This window comes from Alteromonas sp. B31-7 (assembly GCF_015767655.1).
Taxonomy (GTDB): Bacteria; Pseudomonadota; Gammaproteobacteria; order Enterobacterales; family Alteromonadaceae; genus Alteromonas; species Alteromonas australica.
Genome location: NZ_CP065233.1, coordinates 3,534,107 through 3,556,689 on the forward strand (window position 1 = coordinate 3,534,107; position 22,583 = coordinate 3,556,689).

Consider the following 22,583-nt stretch of genomic DNA (forward strand, 5'->3'; position numbering starts at 1 on the left):
CGTTTTCTGTAGATAGGGTAAACCAGAGGTATGCTGGGTTAACGTATTAATACAACCGTTTTGGTTGCTTATATGATTTATATTGGCCATTACCATGAAAGGCAATTGTGTTCGCAAAATTACCTTTTCCTAAACATCACCTCGCCCTTCACGTGCGACAGACAAAGTTCGCCAACTACGCTGTAGTTATCATCGCGAAAGAAAAGCTTATGTTTGGGTACGGTGACAAACACAGCAACACCTTCGCTAGAAACATCTTCGTTCACAATACTGTCGATGGCGCCAAGCAAAATATGGCCTAAGCCGGCGTGCTGATAATTAGGATGAACTGCAATAAAGCTCAACATGTGGAAGTTTTCGGCGGGTACTAAATTGCGTACTTTCTCTTCTTTTTCTAACATCTGCTTGGTACCAAAAAGGCCTGCGGTAAGCAGCATGCGCAATCGCCAATGCCAGTATCTTCCTGCTCCAAAGGCTGCATCTGGCCCAGTTAAACAGGCTACTGAGAGCAATCGTGATTCGTGGAATAGTCCAATCATTGGTTGTTCAGCCACCCAAAAAGCATTGAGCTCTTCACGAATGGCTGAACGGAGCCGACTTTCGTAGCCTTCTTTTTCAGCTTGGAAAATATCAACAAAAAGCGGGTCATCTACATAGGCATTAAATAAAATGGATGCGGCAATTTTTAAATCGTCTACCGATAAATGTATTGCTTTAATCTCTTCTTTTTTTGGTGCCAATGATGCTGTTGCAGTATTCATACCCGCCTCCTGAGAAAACCATTGAAATCGCTTTACTTGATTTTCTACTGTACGGGATTACCTTGCCAAAGTTAACAAATATTTAACAAGCTTAATGAATCATGCTAAACGCACTGTCACCCCAACCTGCCAAGCTGCCATTGATGAAGACCAAGGGCGTGCACTCATCTTTTGTTGTTATTCCATCTCCCATGGTTTTCTGGGTTCTGTAGTAAAGCACACGATACGTGCCATCTTGTTTTTCAAATAGCTCTGTAAAGTCAGCCACGCCCATTTTTCGCAGTACCTGCTCATAGGTAGTACCGGTTTCTAATTTAGCGATGTGCTGGCGATTGTTATACTCGCGATCTTCCCAATTGGCGCCGTAGTGACTGTCACTATCTCCTCCTACAGAGACTACGCATCCAGATAACAAAGCTGATGATGCCACGATGGCTGAAAGTAGTATTAATTTCATGTGTGTTCCTTTTTTGTGATAGGTTCTTATTCTTGAAATACTGTAAGCCCTTAATCAATTTTAAGGCCAACTTCTAAGACACTGATATATAAATAGTTTCAACTTTAAGCCAGCCTTCAAAAGCGCTACACTATGGCGAAAAAAACTAAAAATTAGCAAATTAGACAACTGGATATACATGAACATGCAAGAAAACAACCTTCAACAACTCATGATTGTGTGTCAGCAAATGGCTGAATCAGGAACGCCGCCCTCTGTGGGCCTTTTGCGCGCCAGAGCCCCTTTTAAAGTGTCAGTCACGCAAGCTATCGAAGCCATCAAACGCTTTAATGCGGCGAATGGAACAGCCTCTAAACAAGTTACAGAAAAGCCGAAAGAAACGATAGCATCCTTAACGAAAAGAGTTCAGGCTTTAGAAAACACCGTTGAAAAATTACTTGAGACAATACAACAATTATCAGAAAAATAGTTGCCTTATGCCTTACCTACTAGCGAGGGGTTAACAACGCTAAGAAATCACCTAAGCTAGCTGCAATAACCTCTTTAGGTGGTTTACCTACCTGTTCTAAGACCACTTCGCCTGTATCGTTAAGTAGGCTAAGTATAAAATCGTCTTCATCGGTAAGGGCAAAAAATAACGTGGGTGCCTGCCTTAACCTTTGTTTCATCAGCAGGTGGCCTATTAGATTTTGTTGTAGGCGCGTAAAGTCATCGCTATTCCATACTTGCAGGAGTTCGCAATTTCCTTGGGGCGCTACTGCGGGCAAATTGTCGCTGAAGTAACGGCTAAAGAATTGGCAATACGCCTTATTTAGGGTGATCCCTAGCGCTTCTTCAACGTTACCAAAAGTAGCAGTGGTGTCGCGCTTTTGTGGTAACCAGGGAACGGCCTCACCTTCGCGGCCTGTGGCTTGATAGCAGGTTGACGGCCAGCTGCTGTCATAAGGAATGGTTAGCCCGCCCTTATTTTGCTGATGATAGGAAATGAAGCTAGATATAAATTGGTCTAATTGATTATCGATTGTCACTGGCTTTATCACATTAAACGGCGATTTTTGCGTTACACTATAGATATCGTTGCTTAAGTCAAGTAAGCAACGAATGCGTATAAACTATTCATATCAAGGCTCATATGACCGACAACGTAAAAGATAACTTAACTGTTTCTGCTCCTGATGGCTTGTCTTTGGGAAAGCAAGTTGAATACGAATTTCATTACAACCCTGACTTACTTCAGGGTGTGCCAAGAAGCCTAAGCAGAGATACGCTATCGTTGAATCCGCTTAACTTGCCTTTCAGCGGAAATGATACTTGGACAGGCTACGAACTTTCCTGGCTTACGCCGAAGGGAAAGCCTCAAGTGGCGATACTTGAATGCCGTGTACCTATTACTTCGCCTAACCTGATTGAATCGAAGTCATTTAAACTCTACCTGAACAGCTTTAATCAAAGTAAGTTTGAAAACGCAAATGCAGTTAAAGATGTCATTCAGTCTGATTTATCTGCATGTGCTGGCAGTGAGGTTGATGTTGCGCTAGTTTTGCCCTCGCAATTTGCTTCTCTCTCATTTAAAGAGTTTGAAGGGGAGTTATTAGATGACCTTGATGTTGAAATAAATGAGTACTCGCCCAACACCGCGTTTTTATCACAGTCAGATAAGAATGTGGAAGAAAGCTTAGTGTCTCACTTATTGAAATCCAACTGCTTAATTACAAGTCAACCTGACTGGGCAAGTGTCATCATTCGCTACCAAGGAAAGGCAATAAACCGTGAAGGCTTATTAAAGTATCTGATAAGCTTCAGACAACACAATGAATTTCATGAACAATGTGTCGAACGAATATTTTGTGACATTCTCGCCCATTGTGAGGTAGATAAGTTAACTGTATGTGCTCGATATACTCGGCGGGGCGGTTTAGATATCAATCCGTTTCGCTCTAACTTTGAAGCACCATACCCAAATTTTAGACAAGCTCGTCAGTAAAAACACAAATCCGGCGCAAGGTTATTTTCATTTAAGGTTGTGAAATCGCACTTATGGACGCTAAACAATTACAAAGCTATAAACAGCACAGTACCCTACTCTCACAATTTATTGTTCGATTGTCGGCGTTTTATGAAGGTCTTTCTGACGACCTCGATAAAGAATTGCAAACCTTGCGAGGGCACCTATCGGGCACCCCGAACTTCACATTGGCAACTGTAAGTATAAACAAGCTAAACCGTGCGCTTCAAAGTCAGGAGATTACGGTTAAGAAATACAATGCGGATGCTATTGCGCGACTCGAAAAATCCATAAAAGTGTTACAAAAAGTGGTGTTTGAAAATGAAGCGCTTAAGCAAAATGCCACAAAGCAATTGATCACCTTGCATCAACCCGTGGGCGATTTGTTCAGTATTTATCCGCTTTTTCAGCAAGCATTAGATTTACATCACAGCGCGTTAACCGGTCAATTTCCTAATGCGCTTAACACCCCTACTACGGCAGACAATGCTGACCCTGCCAACCCTTTATACAAATCAATTCTAGAAGAGTTAAATCAACTGCTAGATAGCTATGCGCAAAAAATGCCTAACGACGTAAAGTTGCTAGATATAAAAAATAAGCTATCGTCTGGCATGGATGAAGACGAATTGCTGAAAAGCTGTGTGATTGTGCTTCGTATGATAGTACAAGATGCCATGTCCGAAGCCAGCTTAACGGGCAAAGTTATTCAAAGCTTACACAACTCGTTGGCAAAAGTAGGCAATGAAATCCAAGTGAGTATGGAGGACAGCCGCAGCCAGTTCAAACAGCGACAAGCCGGTAACGCGGTATTGCAATCTCACATAGAAACTATAGAAGAAGCGGTTAATCACAGCGAGTCTTTCGATACTTTAAAAGAGCAAACTCAATACTGTGTTCAAAATATCGCGCAAACACTTAATCAGCAGATTCAGGCCGATACCGCAGGCCAAGAGCAATTGATGAATTTACTGGGTTCGATGCAATCTCGCATTGAGCAATTGCAGCAGCAAACCAATATTTATAAAAAGAAATTAGCAGAGCAGCTCTCTTTGAGCCAAACCGATCCATTAACCCGGTTGCCTAATCGCCAAGCTTATAATGATAAGCTAAGTAAAGCCTTTCAAAAATGGCAAGATACCAGTGAAGATTTAGCCGTCGCCATTATTGACATAGACCATTTCAAATCAATTAATGACCGATTTGGCCACGCTGCTGGTGATAAAACCTTGCAAGTAGTGGGAAGGCATCTGAAACAGCACCTTTCAAAAGATGCATTTATTGCGCGCTGGGGCGGTGAAGAATTTGTTTTACTCCTGCCAAGAAGCACCATGAAAGAAGTAAAAGATGGGCTTGAGAAGATGCGTCAAACTCTATCAGAGCTCCCATTTAAGTTTAAGCAAGAGAAAGTCACCATTACCGCCTCTTTTGGGGCAAGCCTGTTTAAAAAGGGCGATACCCCAGAGCAGGTGTTTGACCGTGCCGACAACTATTTATACCAAGCAAAACGCGAGGGCCGAAACCAGGTTGTCACCGATTAGGAAGTAGACGTATGAAAAAAGTGCAACTCAATCCCGTTGGCTGGATGAGCCAGCTTTCTCAAATAGAAGTATCTCAACTTCAAGATACTGCCCACAGTCAACTTTTTCATTTGTTCAAAAATTGCTGCTTAGCCGTGCTAAATAGCGGCGTTGATGAAGACAACTTCGAAGCCCTTTTCGCCCCTTATAAAGATTTCAATATAAAACTTGTTCGCCGAGAGCGGGGGGTGAAAATAGAGTTAGTCAATCCACCCGACGTGGCTTTTGTTGATGGAGAGTTAATGCAGGGGGTGCACGAACATATTTTTGCCGTGCTGCGTGATCTTCTTTACATGGGAAATAAGTACGCCTTTTTAAAGCAAAATGCCCCCGCTGATGGCGATAGCATCACCGATATGGTATTCGATATGCTTCGGCATTCAAATGCCCTAGAAGGCAATGACAACCTCAATACCGTTGTATGCTGGGGAGGTCACTCCATCAACCAAACCGAATATAAATATACAAAAGAGGTGGGCTACCAACTGGGTTTAAGGGAAATGAATATATGCACTGGGTGTGGCCCAGGCGCAATGAAAGGCCCCATGAAAGGTGCCACAATCGGGCATGCAAAGCAAAGGTATAAAAATGGGCGTTATATCGGTATTTCAGAGCCTAGTATTATTGCCGCCGAGCCCCCCAATGCGATTGTAAATGAACTAATCATCATGCCTGATATAGAGAAGCGTCTGGAAGCATTTGTGCGTCTTGCCCATGGTATTGTTATATTTCCTGGAGGCGTAGGTACAGCCGAAGAACTCCTTTATGTGCTTGGCATCTTGCTTAATGAACATAATGCACAGCAACCTTTCCCTCTCATTCTTACCGGCCCTGCAGGCTCTGAGGAATATTTCGAAGCCATTGATGACTTTGTTGGAGCCACATTAGGGAAGGCGGCGCAGGCTAAATATCAAATCATTATTGATGATCCTGAAGAAGTCGCCCGCTGCATGCGTAGGGGATTTGAAAAAGTTCGAGAATATCGCGTCGCCATGGGCGATGCGTTTAGCTTTAACTGGTCACTTAAAATAGAGGCGTCATTTCAACGCCCATTTATACCCACACATGCTTCCATGTCACAACTGGCCTTGCACCACCAACAAAGCCCGGGAGAGCTTGCAGTAGCGTTGCGCCAAGCATTTTCTGGCATAGTGGCCGGTAACGTAAAAGCAGATGGCATTGCCCAAATTAAAGCACAAGGCCCCTTCTCCTTAACCGGCGAAGCTGAACTTATGCGGCGTATAGACACCTTACTAGAGTCTTTTGTTGCCCAGCACAGAATGAAGTTACCGGGCAGTGCCTATGAGCCTTGCTACGTGGTAAAGTCGGAGTAAATGAAGCATTTAGTTACGTTTACTATTTATTGTTCTTAATTAATTTGCGGTACACTATCCGCATCCGTCGGCGTATGATAGTAATTCGACTCATCGTGTATCAATATTGCGTTGCTCCATCAATAAATTGCATTAAATATAAGAAATTAGGGTTATGAACGCCAAAGTAATTCGACTTATTCTCGCAGGTGTAGCGCTATACGCTACCTTTGTATTTATCGTGATTGCATTTTATCCAGACAAACCTGAAAACATGGATTGGCAAGACCGCGAAGAATACAACCGCGTTCAAATTACAAAGCTAAAACTAGGAAGCACACGAGAAGAGGTGCTGGCTTTACTTGGCTCTCCAGATATTACCGAAGCCAAAAAACAGGGTAATACCGCTATTCAGGTGATGTTCTTTAGAACTCAGCATGTTCGTGCTGATGGCCTAACAACACAAGATGAATGTACCCCTTTGTTATTTGAAAACGATAAACTTATCGCTTGGGGCGAAGGCGCTTACTTAAGTTACCAGCAAAGCTAAATTGATGGATGACACGCCAATTCATGATATAGCGGCTACCCTCGCTTCCCCTATTATTGATGCCCACACGCCACAAGAGCTGGTTAATGCTTGTTTAAAAAAGTCAAAAGCGCTACTCACGTTTGTTGAGAATAACGCTGCTTTAGCGCTGGCCGTGCTTGAGTATCCCCAACTAGACATTTCACCCTTCGCTAGGCACTTATTCACATTAACGACGTTTGCAAAACTTAACCATTTTAACGATCATTTTCTACAACACATTGTCGCTGCACATGTAGCCGCTTACTATTGGCAACAAAGTGGCCAATCAAAGTCTGAGAAAAAAGCCTTTGTACGCTTTTTATTTGATAACCATCTCACGCTATGGCGACATATTCTGTCATTGCAAAAAGTATTGTTTAACTCTCAAGCACTAAAGCATATTTCTAGCGTAAAATTAAACAGTTTGCAGCGTTTTGCACTGTTAGCATCTGTGTTTACCTACGCAATTGAAAAACACACTGCGCAAACACTTATAAGCTATTTAACGCCGTTATTGCCAACCAATGATCGTCATATGTTAAACGTGCCACTGCTGATAATGGATACCCCATTACCTGGAAGCCGTGTTTATTATAAGGCACACCCTGCCGTCGTGGTCGACTTACAAAAGGCGCATGTGCTGATTTCAGTACCCAGCCTTCCTGAAGAAAAAGAAGCAATGTGGGTAGCTAAAGAAGAAGTACTTCGCCCCCGACATGTGCACGTAGACTTTAGCCAATTTATCGCCTTACATCGTGCATGTGAACTTGAACGTACTGTGCGTGGCGGCGGGCCCTTTTTTGCCGGTGCCTACGCCATTCAGAAGCCGCCATTGGCCCTTTTAACGATTATCGATACCTTGCAAAAAGCCGACATAGATATCAATTCCTTGTGCGAACAAGTCGAACGTACTCCCGCGTTTAGTCACTTTCTCATGTCTACGGCTAGCCAAGATAACCGCTTACGTCTGCCTGTTACCCACCTTAAACAAGCCATACTCACATACGGCTTAGAAAGAGTGGGAGACATGTTGATTCAGTTTGCATTGATGGAACGGCTCACGCAACACACCTACCCTTTATTAAGTATTGGCAAACAGTTTACCCATTTAAGCTGTGCCATAGCATCACAGCTAGTAGCCTTAAGCGATACGAAGCTTACGCCTCAATCTGCGTCCCTACTCACGACATTTGTGTGCGCGCCATTGTTTACTCTACCAGGGTTAAAAGTGGCAAGTCAGTTGCCCGTGAGCGATAGCCATTACTTTCAAATACACCGCACATTTAAAGTGAAAGCTCAGGTGCCTTGGCACACTGTGGCGGGAGAATTGGCCGCAAATTGGCACCAAGGTGCGACATGGCGAGCGTTAATCCATAATGCAGGTAAACGACACCACGATGTACCTAACTCATTAAAGAAAGAGCATGCTATTATTCAGTTGGCGTTTGGCCTTGCCAGAGAGGCGCTATTCCCCTTACCACATCCCGATGAAGACAGTGAAAACACCAAGTCGGCGTTATTACGCACATTATCGTTAAGCCAGGCTGATATCACATTATTACTGAATCGGTTGAGCGACTACCTTTTTTGCCCTTTTCCCCTGACTGAACTAAATTAATCGTAACGAATGGCTATAACTTAAGCTTGCTATCGTATAAAATACGCGGGCTTTAGCGGGCTTTAGCGCGCTTCAACGCACGTTCCCTACTATGAAACACATAATTAAGGTAGAAGCTCGCATTTTTTGGCGCATTTTCCTCGCCAGACTACATTTTAAAACCTAACGATTTTGACAACAGAATTACCAGAGGATCCCTCAACATGACTCAGCAACGCATTACGGTCATTCGCGGTGACGGCATTGGCCCGGACATCATTGATGCAACCACAAAAATTCTAGATAAGGTTGGCTGTGATTTCGCCTATGATTATGCCGATGCAGGTTTAGTAGCACTAGAAGAACACGGCGAGCTTCTACCCCAAGAAACTCTTGATCTTATTGCAAAAAACAAGGTCGCACTCAAAGGGCCACTAACCACGCCTGTAGGTGAGGGTTTTACATCAATTAACGTAAGCCTACGTAAACAATTTAAGCTTTACGCTAACCTTCGCCCAGTGTTGTCGTTCAAAGGCACCAAAGCGCGCTACGAAGATATCGACATTATTACTGTACGTGAAAACACGCAAGGGATGTACTCTGGTCTAGGTCAAGTGGTATCTGAAGATGGTAACGAAGCCGAAGCCATGAGTAAGATCACCCGTGATGGTGCTGAAAAAATCGTCACTTTTGCTTACGAACTTGCACGTCGCGAAGGTCGTAAAAAAGTAACAGCGGTTCACAAAGCAAACATTCTTAAATCTACTTCTGGTTTGTTCTTGAAAGTGGCTCGTGAAGTGGGTGAGCGTTACCCTGACATCGAATCTACGGAAATGATTGTAGATAACACCTGTATGCAACTTGTGATGAACCCTCACCAGTTTGACGTAATCGTCACTACAAATCTGTTTGGTGACATCTTGTCAGACTTATGTGCTGGTCTTGTGGGTGGCTTAGGTATGGCACCAGGTGCAAACATAGGCGAAGACTGCGCAATATTTGAAGCGGTACACGGTTCTGCTCCTGATATCGCTGGCAAAAACTTAGCGAACCCAACGTCAGTTATATTGGCAGCTGCGCAAATGCTTGAATACCTCAACATGGGTGACAAAGCTGAAAAAATTCGTGCCGCACTTAAAGATGTTATTGAAACAGGTGACCGCACTACTCGCGATCTTGGTGGTGAAGCTGGTACCACAGAATTTACTCAAGCCCTACTAGACAGACTATAAGTCTTAGTTAGGGTTAAAAAGCGGGCAGTGCCCGCTTTTTTTGTGCGTGTAATTTAAAACGGTAGATATCAATACTGGCCAAAAACTGGACTACTCATCTCTTCCCTAAGGCGTAACATCAAATATGTACAACAGTGTACATAAACTTTAAAAGGAATAGACATGAAAAAATACTTAGCCAGTATTGCGCTTGTTGCTGCTGTTACACTTACGCCAGCGATGACCAGCGCTAATGAAAACACGCCTGCAGCAACCCCATCTAATTCAGCTGCGGCACAGCAACGAATTGATCTGAATACAGCGAGTTTAACTGAACTTCAAACCCTACCAGGCGTAGGTGTAGCGAAAGCCGAAGCCATTATTGCTTATCGAAATGAAAAGGGGCCCTTCGTTGAAGTAGCAGAACTGACACAAGTAAAAGGCATTGGTGAAAAGATGCTAATGAAGATTGAGAGTCGTGTCGTCGTCGCTAGATAAAAAAACGCGCCAGTTGGCGCGTTTTTCTTTATAACTTTAAAGGCCTAAACCAGAAAGGTACTCTTTGAATTCACCCGAAAGAGTAGGATGTCTGAGTGCGTATTCAACGTTGGCTTTCATATAGCCAAGTTTACTACCACAATCATGACTCTTACCTTTCATGTAATAGGCGTCAACCTGTTCAATCTTCATTAGTGCATCGATAGCATCGGTCAATTGAACCTCACCACCTGCTCCAGGAGGGGTAAACTCAAGTAGATCCCAAATCTTCTCAGACAACACGTAGCGACCAACGATAGCAAGATCTGAAGGAGCATCTTCAAGTTCTGGTTTTTCAACCATCTTATGAATTTTTGCCGATTCACCTTGTTGAATATCCGCGCCATCAAGATCCGCAATACCAAACTTAGTCACGTCTTCTTCAGGTACTTGTTCAACCATCACTTGGCTGACACGGCTAGTGTTAAATTTAGCCACCATATCTGCCAAGTTATCCTTTTTAGGGTCGCTGGCAGCGTCATCAATGATTACGTCAGGAAGGACAACAGCAAAAGGTGCATCTCCAATGAGTGGGCGAGCACACAATACAGCGTGACCTAAACCGTTCGCGACGCCCTGTCGAATATGCATAATAGTCACATCTTTAGGGCAAATAGATTGTACTTCTTCAAGTAATTGACGTTTAACACGCTTTTCCAGTGTAGCTTCTAGCTCAAACGAGGTATCGAAGTGGTTTTCTATACTGTTTTTACTTGCGTGGGTAACCAGTATAATTTCCTTAAGCCCTGCCGCTACACACTCACTTACTACGTACTGAATAAGTGGCTTATCTACCACAGGAAGCATTTCCTTAGGAATTGCTTTTGTGGCGGGTAACATACGGGTTCCTAATCCCGCTACAGGAATGACGGCTTTTTTTACCTGACTCATATTTATCGTGTCCTTTTTACTTATAACCTCAGCTAATCGCAATTTAATGCAATAATGCAGTATGCAATCCATATTCCATTGTATGCTTTAGCGTTAACCGATACGTTTTCTACTTCCGTTTGGTTTACTTGGTAAACCACAGGGTTTATATAACAAACTTATAAAAACATAAGCTTTAATAACTAGTTGTGCAAACTTTGACGCTACAACTAAGCGACGAATTGCACATACCTGACTAACATCTACGCTATCACCTGATGGAAATTTGAACAAGCCATGTACAGCGACTTGCACCAATTTATAACACTCGCACCAGAATAAACGCCAGTTATTCCTCAAAGCACTATTATGGGCTGACAACTTTCCCTTTTTTAGCTCGAATCCCGTCGTACAACCCTTTTCTCATCAATTGCCCGCGACGTTTTCCATTTTCGAAACAATAGCGGTTCACAAGATATCGCAACGGTATTGCGGTTAAATGACGAAACTTCCAATACAATGGAACATAGGGTCGACGAGATAATACTAGTAGGTTCCGCATTTGATAATACAAGCGTATAGGCGCGCCCTTTTTAAAGGTTACACCTGCAATTCTAACTCTATCGTCGCCTTGCCGATGGGGCATACATACCGATAAGGATTGATAAACGCGCCAGCCTCTCTCTTTGGCGCGCCAGCACCACTCGTGATCAACGCCATCAATAAATAAATCGCTTTCTTTTTCTCCTACCTCATGAAACGCTTGTTGGGAAAGCAACATGCCTGAGGCAATAATTTGTTTAACCTCTTTCAGGTCTTTTGTAATTTGCTTACCTTTTTGTAGCTTTCCTTCCACTTTTTTCCGGCTAAATTCACAATGAATAGAAGGACCGATTGCTGCTACAGGATTTGCGCGCTCAAGCGACACAAATTGAGAGAGAAGCTTGGCTGCCATATCAGCAGAAAAATGACTGTCTTGATCGAGTAAAAAGGCATAGTCGACACAATCAAAGGCGCGTTTTAAACCTTCATTTTGCGCTTTCGCTATGCCTTCGTTGTTAGGGAAATGCAGATACTCAGCCTGCGCGGGTAGGTTAAATTGATGAGCGATTGGTGAATTGTCGACCAAATAGATACGCCATTGAGGATCAGCGAAGCCATCGATTATGCCCTGAACATGAGCAATGTCAGGGTTAAATAAAACAACGATTAGACCGCAGTTCAATGTTTACCAAACCTCTCAAGAAGGTGCCTATCAAGTTTGTACGCCCACTTAACCACATTGCCTGGCATTATACGTAGCGTTAGCACGCCGCAGGCATAAAATACGTTATAGGGCGTTAGGCGTTTAAGCTTAACCATTGCATGCCACCGCGCTTTAAACTCGTTGATAGATTTGGTTAACCCTCTACGTTTATAAAAGTTATTCACCCGCCTGAAGGCCAGTAGTCTGTCTTTTAAGTTTCTAAAAACAAACCCTTCGGCAGCGAGGGTAATCCAAAGGAAATAGTCTTGAGTGTTCAGTAAGCTGTTGTTATATCGGTAACCTTGCTCAAATACGCTATAACGAATAACCACAGTGGGGTGATTTAGCGAGCACCGCCTTGGTAAAATGTTGATAATTTGCCTGTGGGATGACGGCATTACCCGTGAGCCTACTTTTTCGCCTTTTTCATTGATCTCAGTTAAGGCGGATCCTAACACTGAAATATAACTGTGCTTTCTTAGATAGCTAACCTGTCTGGAGAGTCGGTTCGGCGTAGAAATATCGTCGGCATCCATACGTGCAAAAAATGTGGGAGAAAGGCATGCGCCCCACTCCACAGCACGATTCATGCTCTCGGCTAACCCCACATTAAAGGTATTTTGCGCCAGCACCAACCGGTTATCTGAAAACGCCTTATCTTTGAGGAGATTCGTCATTTTAACGGATACTTCACCATCGATAACAACAACAAAAACAAAGTCTTCGTAAGTCTGATTTAAGATACTACCAATGGCTTGGATAACCCATTCTTCTTTATCACCATGATACAACGCCATCCCAACCAAGGTTTCTGCATTATTTTTATTATATTTGTTATGAAGCAGAGAGAAATGTTTATGCAAAGGTAACTACCACACTAAAGAAGGCGCACGAATCCGTAAAGGAAACACGGCCTTCAAAACAAAAGGCAAAGAATACTAAGTGAGGAACCCTTTGGATGAGTTATGGCACTCACTTAAAGGTGCGTTTGATAACTCTTAGTACGCTCCAAATATTTTGGATAACAATACTATATACCACCAGTAAAACCAAGAATCCCCAAAACATAATCGCTTCAGGTACTTGATAAACTTCACCGAGTATACCTATTAGGCAGTAGCACGCGCCCATGCACAAAATAGCAATGAGTGATTGACGACTACTTAGCCCTGCACGCATGAAGATATTATGAAGGTGTTTTCGGTCTGGGCGCAGCATCGATTGGCCTTTGCGAGCCCGACGATACATTATAGCTGCCATGTCCATGAGCGGCAGGCCCGTTAACCATACTGCGGTAATGGGCCGAAATGCTGCCCCCTCGCCTTGAGTGTGATCCACCAGTAACCAGACAATAGTAAGGCCCACAAACATACTTCCGGCATCACCCATGAAGATTTTGTTGCCTTTAAACCCTTTCCAGCTAAGGTTAAATGCTAAGAAAGGCACAATAGCAGCAACAATGATGAGCGGCTCCATAATAGAAGCACCATTACCAGTAGCCACCAAAAATCCTACCATGGTAAGCAAAATAACTAAGCTCATCCCTCCAGCAAGGCCATCGATGCCATCAATCATATTAAATGCATTAATGACACCCACTACGCAGACAATGGTAAAGAAATAGCCACCAATACCCATGGCGACGTCACCGAATCCAAAGATATTGCCAAGTGAAGTAATGTAGTTTTGTGCGCTCCACGCCATAATAGAGGCAACACCGAATTGACACATCAAGCGCCCTTTAGCACTTAAATCGAATCTGTCATCAAGCATTCCCAGTAAAACAATAAATGCAGATGCCGTGAAAAACAGTGGGTTGTTTTTCATCCACACATCAGTGGCAACACTTGCCACAAGAACAGCCATGAAGATGGCCACCCCTCCCGTTAATGGGACAATGCCAGCATGTCTTTTTCTGGCACTAGGTTGGTCTACAAGTCCAAATTGATGAGCAAGGGGGGTCATCACTACCAGTAAAATAAGTGCAACAAAAAAAGCCGTACACAGGGGCACAAACTGCAAATAAGCTAGCATTTCAAGCAAAACCTCTCGACATTCACATGCGCGTCGGGACACGTGGATGGTATAAAATACGATATGACTTGAATAAACGAAGTGTCCATTTTAAATAACCTTTCCTTTTTCCATTCTGCTGAGGGTTGTATAATTATTTTGTGAGCGAGTACGGAAACGCTCATACATGATAATAAACATTCTCCGCGGAGACCACCTTTGCCTGTAAAAAAGTTTCGTTTTACTTTCAGCTTTTGTTGACATTTTTCAGATTCCCCTCTTAGGAGGCCATGATTTTTCCAAATCTTGTGTTATCCTACGGCCAAATTGCGATATGGATATGACAGTCAATGTTAAAAATTTTCAGAGGCTCTGCGCTTTTAATTGGTGTTGCTACCCTCTTGGGCGGTTGCGCGTCAGCCCCAAGAACCACCGAAGCAGACATTCCCCTAGTGCACGCATCGCTCGCATACTCGTTGTCAGCTGAGCAAGATGTAGCAATAAATATTCCAAAATTAAATACGGCGTTTCATACCAATAGCCCTATCTCAATAACCTACCAAGGGCAGAGTTATAAGACGTCGAAATATTACGTATCAGCATCGGGTAATCAGTGCATGCGTTTAGACCCCTTGCAAACGAGTACGGTTTCATCGCAGCGCGAGCAGCGCCTTACTGCATGTAACCGAAATGGCCAATGGTCGGTCATTGCACCATTAGTTGTTTCAACGGATGAATAAAGGTACCACAATGAAAATCTCGAAAACGCACCACTTTTTCGCGGGACTTCTCTTATTGTGCAGTTGTGTAACCAGTCCAAGTATTCTTGCACAAACCACAGAACAGCTGTCGCAACTTCGTCAGCAGGTGTCTCAATCTAATAACAGCGGCACGACAAGTACCCCTAATGTATCTCCCTTGAATGTTAATTCACAACGCACATTGCCTGACAACGGTGGCGATGTGAACACCATGGGGCAATTTTCCACGCAACCTCGAAACGGCGTAAGCTTGCCAGGTGAACCAACGATTAACACCGTTTTTCCAGCGCAAGAACCTATGCAGAACCCTCCATTTGCTGCCAACCTATTTATTGGCGGCTTCGAATCGGAGCGTACCAGTGGCCTAAACGACAACTATATGGTTGCACCAGGCGATAAGATCTCTATTTGGATTTGGGGCGCTGTTAACTACTCAAGCGTGGTGACTGTTGACAATCAAGGCAACATTTTCATCCCCAATATTGGCCCAATTCGTGTTGCCAATACGCCAGCAGGTACAGTGAATCAAACGGTTACCACTAAAATACGACAAGTTTATACCAACGACGTTAACGTTTACGTCAACCTATTGACCACTACGCCCGTGTCTATATATGTCTCTGGCCCAGTTTTAAGACCAGGTCAATATGCTGGCTTAGCCTCAGATAGTGTTCTGTACTATTTGAAACGCGCCGGTGGCATCGATTTTCGCCGTGGCAGTTTCCGCCAAATAGATATTGTAAGAAATGGTAAGGTAGTTGCCTCTGCGGATTTATATGCTTTTTTCAGAGATGGTAAGCTTCCTAACCTGTCGTTTAAAGACGGCGATACCATTCTAGTTAACCCTATCGGCAATACCATTGTGGTTGAAACAGGAGCACGAAATAGCTTTACCTTCGAATTCTCTAACGAAGAGCTAAATGGTGAAGTGGTAAACTATTTTGCACGTCCTGGGGAGTTTGCGTCTCATGCTTCGGTTGCTGGCGTGCGTAACGGCAAGCAGTTTGCGCGTTACCTTTCAATTAGTGAGTTTTCTCAGTTACCACTACAAGCCGGTGATACCGTAGAATACGTTGCCGATAACGAACCGCAAATTTATCGCATTAATGTGGCAGGCGCTTTCGCGGGCGCCTCCCAGCTAATGGTCGATAAAGGTACACGGCTACTCGACATCCTTGATCATATTGAAGTCGATACCACACTATCTGATACTCAGAATATATATTTATTACGAGAATCAGTGGCGGTAAAACAAAAGGAAATTATTGAGCAAGGTTTGGAGCGTCTAGAGCGCAGTATGTATACCGCACCTATCAGTTCTACAGGTGAAGGTGCAATTCGTGCTCAAGAAGCTCAGTTAGTTGCAGACTTTATTGCCCGAGCGCGTCAGGTAGAACCTCAAGGTCGCGTGGTAGTGTCTGAAAATGGCGACATTGCAAACATTCTTCTTGAACCAAATGACACCATTGTAATCCCTGAAATCACCGATTTAGTGCACGTAGGTGGCGAAGTGATGTTACCTCAATCTGTGGTCTTCAACCCTGACGCTACCACTGAGGACTACATTGCGTGGGCTGGTGGCTTCACTCAAAGAGCTGAAGATGAACGCATTATGGTTATTCGTAAAAACGGTAATGTTGCCTTTAGCAACTTAGATGATGGCATGCTGTCTTTCAGTGACAATAAACCTCACTTGGCACCTGGGGATCAAATTATTGTATTACCGGCTATTGATACTAAGGTTTTACAAGCGGTGAAAGACATTACCCAGGTAATTTACCAAATTGCCATTGCAGCAAACGTAGCTACCTAACTTGATATGGTCACCTTTAAAGCACAACTTTACGCATGGAGAAGTGTAATATTTGCACTTTTCCTTCGTGAACTACAAAGTAAATTTAACGACAAATTTGGCCTGGGCTGGGCATTTCTCGAGCCTTTTGTTTTCATATTTGCGTTGTCTTTCTTTAGAAGTATTTTAAGCCCAGGGGATGTACATTCTGTACCACTGTTTATCTTTATGATGATTGGGCTTATGGGGTTACAGTCGCTAACCACCTGTTTACAGTCGGTGTCGACTTCCATTAAGCGTAATAAGCCCCTGTATGCCTTTAGGCAAGTGCAGCCCATATCCGCCATTCTTACCGCTGGCTTTTTAGAGTTTTCGATAAAAGTCATAGTGGTTGCCTTACTTGCGCTAGCACTTTATTTGATTGGCGAGGGCTTTGCTATTCATGACCCTCTCCTCTTAATATCGCTGTTCGCACTTCTGTGGATTTTTTCAATTTCTTTGGGGTTAATATTCGCGATTGCCGCCGCGTTCGTCCCTGAAGTTGACAAAATCAAATCCATGCTTACCCGCCCTTTGATGTTTATTTCGTGTGTATTTTTTAGTTTGCAGGATTTTCCCGAGAAGTTTTGGCCTTACTTAACATGGAACCCTTTGGTGCATTTCAACGAACTAGCACGTTATGCTTGTTTCGAATCATACGGCGACAAAGGTGTATCTATGGCATTCATTGTTGAAGTCACAATTGCAACGGTGTTTTTAAGCTTAGCTATGTACCATATAACTTGGAAACGGGTGCTATCGCGATGATCAAATTAGAAAATTTAACAAAAAGCTACCCCAGCAAGATGGGGCCACAGTACATTTTCAGAAATTTAAATTTTAATTTCCCTACCGAAAATAACGTCGCTATTTTAGGTAAAAACGGAGCGGGTAAATCTACCCTTTTTCGCATGCTGGCGAAGAGTGAATATCCTGATAGAGGGCGAGTGTTAACCAACAAAGCGATGTCTTGGCCCGTTGCTCTTCAAACGGGTATTCACCCTCAAATGACCGGGCGAGAAAACACCCGCTTTATTGGTCGAATCAATAATGTCACTTCTATTGCGGAGTATGAAGAAAAAGTACAGGCTTTCGCCGAATTAGATAAACGCTTCGACTTGCCAGTGAAAAACTATTCTTCCGGTATGCGCGCCAAACTGGTGTTCGCGTGTTGTATGAATGTCGGTTTTGATATTTATTTAATTGACGAAGCTACCTCAGTGGGCGACCCTCTGTTCCGCAAAAAAGCGCGGCTTTCACTGAAAGAAAAAAGTGAAGAGGCTGGCGTTATTATGGTGAGTCACGAGCTTGATCAAATTCGCGAGTTTTGTACCTCTGCGGTAATCATAGACGATGGCAAATTACATTATTACGAAGATTTAGAAGAAGGCATCGACGTTTACACGCAGGATGCAGATAACAAAAAGTCGTTAAAATAGGTTTATTAAACGTGGAAAAATCCCTTACCCAATTGAATGCTCTTCTGAAGAAACACAAAACACTTTTGCTTGTTCTTCCTTGGCTTTCATATGCTTTTTATCTGATTATTTGGGCAGCGCCCCAATACGAAAGCCACAGTCAATTGATTGTTAAATCTAGTGATGGTGGCAGTAGCTTCGACCCCTCATCGTTACTTGCCACTGCAGGCATGGGCAGTACGGGTGTGACAAACGATAGTCAATTGGTGGAAGCCTACATACAATCGGCCGATATGATTGAATACCTCGACGAAACCATAGGTTTACGTGGGCATTATATGTCAGACGAAGCTGACATGTTCAGCGGCTTGTCTGAAAATCATAGAAAAGAAGACTTTTATCAATTCTATCTCAGTCACATTGAGGTTAGTGTTGATTCAGCTTCATCAGTGATTTCTCTGCGCACTCGTGCCTTCACACCTGAATTTGCATTAAAAATAAACCAAGCTATCGTCAAAAAAGCTGAAGAGTTTATAAATAATATCAACAACGATCTGGCTAAATCTAAGCTAACATTTGCAAAAGGTGAGCATGAGATTGTTGAGCAAAAGCTACAACAAGCCAAAACAGATATTCTTGGCTTTCAAGCTAAATATAATGTGTTAGACCCTACAGCTGAAGGTGCTGCGTTCCAGCAAATCGCCTTCTCTTTAGAAGCAACGCTTGCACAGAAAAAAGCCGAGCTCAGTACCATGTCTACCATGATGTCTAACATGGCACCCGAAATTATCAATATAAGACGTGAAATAACCGCCTTACAAGAAGAAGTCGAAAAGCAAAAAGAGCGCATTAGCACCGCTGACGGCCAAGGTGAAACGCTTTCTGTGAGTGAGTTAATGGCACAATACAGTAATTTACAAGTGCAGTTACAGTTAGCGATTCAAGCTTACTCGTCGTCATTAATCACCCTTGAAAATGCGCGCGTGGAAGCTTATCAAAAATTACAACATCTGGTGACCATAGAGTCCCCTACCTTGCCCGACGATAACGCCTACCCTAAAGTCACTTATAATTTGATTTTATTTGGCGTTATTTTGCTGCTTCTTTACGGCATTGTGCGCATCGTTGTCGCCACCGTTCGCGAATTGTAAAGCGCAATAGGTGCCCCCTACCTGAGCTCACCAGCCGGCCAAAAATGTTCAATATTTGGCCGGTTGGCACATCATTTCCCCAGATTATCGACCAAATCTTGTGTCTTCGCGTTCGCTCTAGTATAAGCATTCATGGATAGGTAGCCTAAGCGAGCCCATAGGGAGTAATTTCTAACAGTAGATTACTGAGCCATGGGATACGCGCGCTACAATAATAACCATACTCAATATGGAATAAATAAAAATATGAAACCATCTAACGATTCTAGTTTCTTTGGCCATCCAGGAGGCCTTAAGACACTATTTTTCACAGAAATGTGGGAACGAATGAGCTATTACGGTATGCGTGCGCTACTGGTCTTGTTCATGACAGCAAGTTTGCAAACTCAAGGGTTAGGCTTAACCGTTGCCACCGCGGGAGCTATTTATGGCTTATATACTGGCGCGGTATACTTCTTAGGCTTACCTGGCGGTTGGTTGGCTGACCGTTTGATTGGCGGTAAGCGAGCGGTATGGTATGGAGGCATCATTATATTTGCTGGCCATATCGTCCTTGCCATCGACCTACAAAACCTCTTCTTTGTTGGTCTTATTCTTGTTGCTACCGGCACGGGGTTGCTGAAACCTAATATCTCGGCCATGGTAGGCCAGCAATATAGTGAAGAAGACACCCGTCGAGACAGTGGCTATGCCCTTTACTATATGGGTATCAATATTGGTTCGCTTATCGCTTATTTTGTTACTGGCTATCTTCAGGAAGATTGGGGCTGGCATTACGCCTTTGGTGCAGCCGCGGTAGGGATGGCATTTGGGTTAATCCAGTACCACTTTACCAATAATACGCTCGACCCTAAATCTGTTGAACCTGCTAACCCGTTTGTAGGTGAAGCCCGCAAAAGAGCTTGGATGGCGGTTAGTGCGGTCGTCGTCGCGGCGGTGGTCGTGATCGTTCTTGCACATATGGGAACCATTGTAATTGAACCTGTGGCCCTTGCTCAAAAAGTGGCTATCTTATTTACCACGGTATTTTTCGCTTACTTCGGCTTCATTTATTTCAAAGGCCAACTAACCGATAATGAGAAAAAGCGCTTATGGGCACTTTTACTTGTTTGTATCGCTTCTGCTTGTTTTTGGTCTGGCTTCGAGCAAGCTGGCTCCTCTTTAAACCTCTTTGCACAAAACTATACAGATAGGGTTTTAGAGGGCGGATCTTTCCTAACGTCGTGGTTTGGCATGACAGCCATTCCTACCGTTTGGTTCCAGTTGTCAAACTCGCTGTTTATCGTCATTCTGTCGCCATTTTTTGCTGCGCTTTGGATAAACCTTGCTAAACGCATGATAGACCCCTCATACACACTAAAGTGTGCTATCGGTATTGTGATTATGGCAAGCGGCTTCTTAGTTATGTTTATGGCCTCTCAGTACGCTGCTCAGGGTCTTAAAGTCGCGCCTATGTGGCTAGTGACTACCTATTTCTTACACACTGTTGGTGAGCTGTGCTTAAGCCCTGTTGCATTAAGTGCGGTCAGCAAATTGTCGCCTAAGCGCTTTGCTGGCCAAATGATGGGGATTTTCGTACTTACATACTCAATCGGTAATATTATCGCGGGTCTACTTTCTGGTAATTTTGACCCAGAGAATGTCAACGAAATGCCTAATCTATATCTCCAAATCGCGTTGTTTAGTATCGCTATTGGTATCATTATCGCGTTGCTAAGCCTTAAATCACGCCATTGGGAAAAATCCGGTATCGAAGAAAAGGCATAAACAGTTTCAACTGTTTTCACAATCCCCTACAATAACCGCCGTAAACGCTTCGTTTCGGCGGTTTTTTATTTAGAGCAACTTATGAATTTTTACTTTTCAACACGTCATATTCCAGCACTAAAAGGGCTCCCTTTGGCTGAGCGGGTTAAGCGTTTAGACCAAGCGGCAAAGAAGCTTACTGTGCCAGAGAAAACCCTGTTAAATGTACTCAAATTGCTCGTTATTGTGCCCGTGTTTGCTCTTATTCTTCAAACCGCATCGAATTGGACCTCGCTGCTATGGGCACTTCTTGTTTTTTTACTTTACCCCTTGCTTGTGAAACCGATACAAAATTCAATGAGCGCTAAGTACCTAGCGCCAGCACCAGAAAAGGAAAATGCATGAAAACCATCTTAGTGACCGGCGGAGCCGGCTATATTGGCAGTCACACAGTACTGCAACTTCTTGAACAAGGATACGGGGTTGTGGTGTTGGATAACTTGTCTAACGCCAGTGCAGAATCACTGCGACGGGTAGAAGCACTGACCGGAAAGTCGGTGGCCTTCGTACAAGCCGATATTCGTGATATGGCAGTATTAGATGGCATTTTCAGCGATAATGACATATTTGCGGTTATTCATTTTGCTGGGCTTAAAGCGGTAGGCGAATCTGTTCAAAAGCCGTTAGCGTATTATGAAAACAACGTTTACGGTACACTTACCTTGTGTAACGCCATGCAAAAACACAACGTTAAAAATATTGTGTTTAGTTCATCTGCGACTGTGTATGGTGACCCTGCGTCTCTGCCACTTCGAGAAGACATGGCAACAGGGCAACCCACGAATCCCTATGGCATGTCAAAATTGATGGTTGAGCACGTACTGGCCGACCTTTATAACTCTGATAATCAATGGAATATTGTACTATTACGTTATTTCAACCCTGTGGGTGCCCACGAATCTGGCCAAATAGGTGAAGATCCCAACGGTATCCCGAATAACTTAATGCCATTCATTTCACAAGTAGCAACCGGTAAATTGCAGCGTTTAAGTGTATTTGGTGATGACTATGACACCCCCGATGGCACAGGAGTAAGAGATTATATCCATGTAGAAGATCTCGCTAACGGCCATTTAAAAGCATTAGACCGTCTTTCATTGAATATGGGGCTAGATAAATACAATTTAGGTACAGGGCAAGGTTATTCTGTGCTCGAAATGGTAAAAGCCTTTGAACAAGCTTCTGGCAAAGACATTCCCTATACCATTGCTCCTCGCCGAAACGGCGATATTGCTGCCTGTTATGCCGACCCAACAAAAGCAGCAACTGAGTTGAACTGGCACGCAGATAAAGGCCTAGATGCCATGTGTGCAGACACTTGGCATTGGCAATCAAACAATCCTCAGGGTTACCCGAAAGATTAACACCTAGCGGTTCATTATTAGGTTAGCCCCATTAAAAAAGCCCTTTCAGCACAGCTGAAAGGGCTTTTTTTTGCATAAGAAATGAATGGAC

Annotated in this window: 23 protein-coding genes; 16 read left to right on the forward strand and 7 right to left on the reverse strand. The window is 43.5% G+C overall.

All coding sequences use genetic code 11. The features are described 5' to 3' along the window. Positions 1 to 119: 119 nt before the first annotated feature. Both IUA53_RS15395 and IUA53_RS15400 read right to left on the reverse strand, forming a co-directional pair. Positions 120 to 761 carry a hypothetical protein gene (locus tag IUA53_RS15395; RefSeq protein WP_044446380.1) on the reverse strand — a complete coding sequence of 214 codons (642 nt, stop codon included), beginning with the start codon at positions 759 to 761 and terminating at the stop codon, positions 120 to 122. 91 nt (positions 762 to 852) lie between these two features. Continuing rightward, complete coding sequence (locus IUA53_RS15400; RefSeq protein WP_044056260.1) at positions 853 to 1,218, reverse strand: DUF3192 domain-containing protein; 366 nt, start codon at positions 1,216 to 1,218, stop codon at positions 853 to 855. Positions 1,219 to 1,396: 178 nt separating this feature from the next. Here IUA53_RS15400 and IUA53_RS15405 point away from each other — a divergent pair, with 178 nt between their 5' ends. Next, complete coding sequence (locus tag IUA53_RS15405; RefSeq protein ID WP_231401168.1) at positions 1,397 to 1,687, forward strand: hypothetical protein; 291 nt, start codon at positions 1,397 to 1,399, stop codon at positions 1,685 to 1,687. Positions 1,688 to 1,706: 19 nt separating this feature from the next. On the opposite strand, the gene syd is transcribed toward IUA53_RS15405, so the two are convergent. Continuing rightward, positions 1,707 to 2,246 carry a SecY-interacting protein gene (gene syd, locus IUA53_RS15410; RefSeq protein ID WP_044056259.1) on the reverse strand — a complete coding sequence of 180 codons (540 nt, stop codon included), beginning with the start codon at positions 2,244 to 2,246 and terminating at the stop codon, positions 1,707 to 1,709. A gap of 104 nt (positions 2,247 to 2,350) precedes the next feature. Between syd and queF the strand changes: the two genes are divergently transcribed. The 7 genes from queF to IUA53_RS15445 all read left to right on the forward strand — a co-directional run bounded on the left by queF (position 2,351) and on the right by IUA53_RS15445 (position 9,993). Further along, entirely contained in the window at positions 2,351 to 3,202 is an 852-nt protein-coding gene (gene queF, locus IUA53_RS15415) for an NADPH-dependent 7-cyano-7-deazaguanine reductase QueF (RefSeq protein ID WP_044056258.1), read from the forward strand. 53 nt (positions 3,203 to 3,255) lie between these two features. After that, positions 3,256 to 4,764, forward strand: a complete 1,509-nt coding sequence (locus tag IUA53_RS15420) for a GGDEF domain-containing protein (protein ID WP_196897367.1) — start codon at positions 3,256 to 3,258, stop codon at positions 4,762 to 4,764. Positions 4,765 to 4,775: 11 nt separating this feature from the next. Next, on the forward strand, positions 4,776 to 6,137 hold the full coding sequence (gene ppnN, locus IUA53_RS15425) for a nucleotide 5'-monophosphate nucleosidase PpnN (RefSeq protein ID WP_196897368.1): 1,362 nt from the start codon (positions 4,776 to 4,778) through the stop codon (positions 6,135 to 6,137). A gap of 154 nt (positions 6,138 to 6,291) precedes the next feature. Then, positions 6,292 to 6,666, forward strand: coding sequence for a DUF3192 domain-containing protein (locus tag IUA53_RS15430; RefSeq protein ID WP_044056255.1), 375 nt, complete (start codon positions 6,292 to 6,294; stop codon positions 6,664 to 6,666). A 4-nt stretch (positions 6,667 to 6,670) separates the two neighbouring features. Continuing rightward, positions 6,671 to 8,305: a histidine kinase gene (locus tag IUA53_RS15435; RefSeq protein ID WP_196897369.1), complete on the forward strand. Its 1,635-nt coding sequence runs from the start codon at positions 6,671 to 6,673 to the stop codon at positions 8,303 to 8,305. 203 nt (positions 8,306 to 8,508) lie between these two features. Continuing rightward, complete coding sequence (locus IUA53_RS15440; protein ID WP_044056254.1) at positions 8,509 to 9,516, forward strand: isocitrate dehydrogenase; 1,008 nt, start codon at positions 8,509 to 8,511, stop codon at positions 9,514 to 9,516. Between the two features lie 162 nt (positions 9,517 to 9,678). Further along, positions 9,679 to 9,993, forward strand: coding sequence for a ComEA family DNA-binding protein (locus IUA53_RS15445; protein ID WP_196897370.1), 315 nt, complete (start codon positions 9,679 to 9,681; stop codon positions 9,991 to 9,993). 36 nt (positions 9,994 to 10,029) lie between these two features. On the opposite strand, the gene galU is transcribed toward IUA53_RS15445, so the two are convergent. The 4 genes from galU to wecA all read right to left on the reverse strand — a co-directional run bounded on the left by galU (position 10,030) and on the right by wecA (position 14,182). After that, a complete protein-coding gene (galU, locus tag IUA53_RS15450) occupies positions 10,030 to 10,923 on the reverse strand; it encodes a UTP--glucose-1-phosphate uridylyltransferase GalU (protein WP_044056252.1) in 894 nt (297 codons plus the stop codon). Positions 10,924 to 11,269: 346 nt separating this feature from the next. Beyond that, positions 11,270 to 12,127, reverse strand: a complete 858-nt coding sequence (locus tag IUA53_RS15455) for a glycosyltransferase family 2 protein (RefSeq protein ID WP_044056251.1) — start codon at positions 12,125 to 12,127, stop codon at positions 11,270 to 11,272. Continuing rightward, positions 12,124 to 13,011 carry a glycosyltransferase gene (locus tag IUA53_RS15460; RefSeq protein ID WP_196897371.1) on the reverse strand — a complete coding sequence of 296 codons (888 nt, stop codon included), beginning with the start codon at positions 13,009 to 13,011 and terminating at the stop codon, positions 12,124 to 12,126. Before IUA53_RS15460 ends, IUA53_RS15455 begins: the two co-directional genes overlap by 4 nt. A gap of 109 nt (positions 13,012 to 13,120) precedes the next feature. After that, positions 13,121 to 14,182: a UDP-N-acetylglucosamine--undecaprenyl-phosphate N-acetylglucosaminephosphotransferase gene (wecA, locus tag IUA53_RS15465; RefSeq protein ID WP_044056249.1), complete on the reverse strand. Its 1,062-nt coding sequence runs from the start codon at positions 14,180 to 14,182 to the stop codon at positions 13,121 to 13,123. 329 nt (positions 14,183 to 14,511) lie between these two features. Here wecA and IUA53_RS15470 point away from each other — a divergent pair, with 329 nt between their 5' ends. From IUA53_RS15470 to galE, 8 genes are all read left to right on the forward strand, one after another. Then, a complete protein-coding gene (locus tag IUA53_RS15470; protein ID WP_044446370.1) occupies positions 14,512 to 14,901 on the forward strand; it encodes a hypothetical protein in 390 nt (129 codons plus the stop codon). A 10-nt stretch (positions 14,902 to 14,911) separates the two neighbouring features. Continuing rightward, positions 14,912 to 16,735 (forward strand): polysaccharide biosynthesis/export family protein, encoded by a 1,824-nt coding sequence (locus tag IUA53_RS15475; RefSeq protein ID WP_196897372.1) that lies wholly within the window; start codon positions 14,912 to 14,914, stop codon positions 16,733 to 16,735. Between the two features lie 6 nt (positions 16,736 to 16,741). Next, positions 16,742 to 17,521: an ABC transporter permease gene (locus IUA53_RS15480; protein WP_196897373.1), complete on the forward strand. Its 780-nt coding sequence runs from the start codon at positions 16,742 to 16,744 to the stop codon at positions 17,519 to 17,521. Beyond that, positions 17,518 to 18,192 carry an ABC transporter ATP-binding protein gene (locus tag IUA53_RS15485; RefSeq protein WP_044446363.1) on the forward strand — a complete coding sequence of 225 codons (675 nt, stop codon included), beginning with the start codon at positions 17,518 to 17,520 and terminating at the stop codon, positions 18,190 to 18,192. Before IUA53_RS15480 ends, IUA53_RS15485 begins: the two co-directional genes overlap by 4 nt. 11 nt (positions 18,193 to 18,203) lie before the next feature. Next, positions 18,204 to 19,322 carry a capsule biosynthesis protein gene (locus tag IUA53_RS15490; protein ID WP_196897374.1) on the forward strand — a complete coding sequence of 373 codons (1,119 nt, stop codon included), beginning with the start codon at positions 18,204 to 18,206 and terminating at the stop codon, positions 19,320 to 19,322. A gap of 246 nt (positions 19,323 to 19,568) precedes the next feature. Beyond that, positions 19,569 to 21,089 (forward strand): peptide MFS transporter, encoded by a 1,521-nt coding sequence (locus IUA53_RS15495; protein WP_044056244.1) that lies wholly within the window; start codon positions 19,569 to 19,571, stop codon positions 21,087 to 21,089. A gap of 81 nt (positions 21,090 to 21,170) precedes the next feature. Further along, positions 21,171 to 21,473: a DUF6170 family protein gene (locus tag IUA53_RS15500; RefSeq protein WP_196897375.1), complete on the forward strand. Its 303-nt coding sequence runs from the start codon at positions 21,171 to 21,173 to the stop codon at positions 21,471 to 21,473. Beyond that, a complete protein-coding gene (gene galE, locus IUA53_RS15505) occupies positions 21,470 to 22,492 on the forward strand; it encodes a UDP-glucose 4-epimerase GalE (RefSeq protein ID WP_196897376.1) in 1,023 nt (340 codons plus the stop codon). Before IUA53_RS15500 ends, galE begins: the two co-directional genes overlap by 4 nt. The last annotated feature ends 91 nt before the right edge of the window (positions 22,493 to 22,583 follow it).

Excerpts from the sequence above, each read along its gene's own strand:
- IUA53_RS15400 (WP_044056260.1), bottom strand. The coding sequence starts at position 1,218 with ATGAAATTAATACTACTTTCAGCCATCGTGGCATCATCAGCTTTGTTA.
- IUA53_RS15405 (WP_231401168.1), top strand. The coding sequence starts at position 1,397 with ATGAACATGCAAGAAAACAACCTTCAACAACTCATGATTGTGTGTCAG.
- IUA53_RS15445 (WP_196897370.1), top strand. The coding sequence starts at position 9,679 with ATGAAAAAATACTTAGCCAGTATTGCGCTTGTTGCTGCTGTTACACTT.
- IUA53_RS15420 (WP_196897367.1), top strand. The coding sequence starts at position 3,256 with ATGGACGCTAAACAATTACAAAGCTATAAACAGCACAGTACCCTACTC.
- IUA53_RS15430 (WP_044056255.1), top strand. The coding sequence starts at position 6,292 with ATGAACGCCAAAGTAATTCGACTTATTCTCGCAGGTGTAGCGCTATAC.
- queF (WP_044056258.1), top strand. The coding sequence starts at position 2,351 with ATGACCGACAACGTAAAAGATAACTTAACTGTTTCTGCTCCTGATGGC.
- IUA53_RS15435 (WP_196897369.1), top strand. The coding sequence starts at position 6,671 with ATGGATGACACGCCAATTCATGATATAGCGGCTACCCTCGCTTCCCCT.
- wecA (WP_044056249.1), bottom strand. The coding sequence starts at position 14,182 with ATGCTAGCTTATTTGCAGTTTGTGCCCCTGTGTACGGCTTTTTTTGTT.
- IUA53_RS15470 (WP_044446370.1), top strand. The coding sequence starts at position 14,512 with ATGTTAAAAATTTTCAGAGGCTCTGCGCTTTTAATTGGTGTTGCTACC.
- IUA53_RS15495 (WP_044056244.1), top strand. The coding sequence starts at position 19,569 with ATGAAACCATCTAACGATTCTAGTTTCTTTGGCCATCCAGGAGGCCTT.
- IUA53_RS15480 (WP_196897373.1), top strand. The coding sequence starts at position 16,742 with ATGGTCACCTTTAAAGCACAACTTTACGCATGGAGAAGTGTAATATTT.
- ppnN (WP_196897368.1), top strand. The coding sequence starts at position 4,776 with ATGAAAAAAGTGCAACTCAATCCCGTTGGCTGGATGAGCCAGCTTTCT.
- IUA53_RS15440 (WP_044056254.1), top strand. The coding sequence starts at position 8,509 with ATGACTCAGCAACGCATTACGGTCATTCGCGGTGACGGCATTGGCCCG.
- IUA53_RS15475 (WP_196897372.1), top strand. The coding sequence starts at position 14,912 with ATGAAAATCTCGAAAACGCACCACTTTTTCGCGGGACTTCTCTTATTG.
- galU (WP_044056252.1), bottom strand. The coding sequence starts at position 10,923 with ATGAGTCAGGTAAAAAAAGCCGTCATTCCTGTAGCGGGATTAGGAACC.
- IUA53_RS15500 (WP_196897375.1), top strand. The coding sequence starts at position 21,171 with ATGAATTTTTACTTTTCAACACGTCATATTCCAGCACTAAAAGGGCTC.
- galE (WP_196897376.1), top strand. The coding sequence starts at position 21,470 with ATGAAAACCATCTTAGTGACCGGCGGAGCCGGCTATATTGGCAGTCAC.
- IUA53_RS15395 (WP_044446380.1), bottom strand. The coding sequence starts at position 761 with ATGAATACTGCAACAGCATCATTGGCACCAAAAAAAGAAGAGATTAAA.
- IUA53_RS15485 (WP_044446363.1), top strand. The coding sequence starts at position 17,518 with ATGATCAAATTAGAAAATTTAACAAAAAGCTACCCCAGCAAGATGGGG.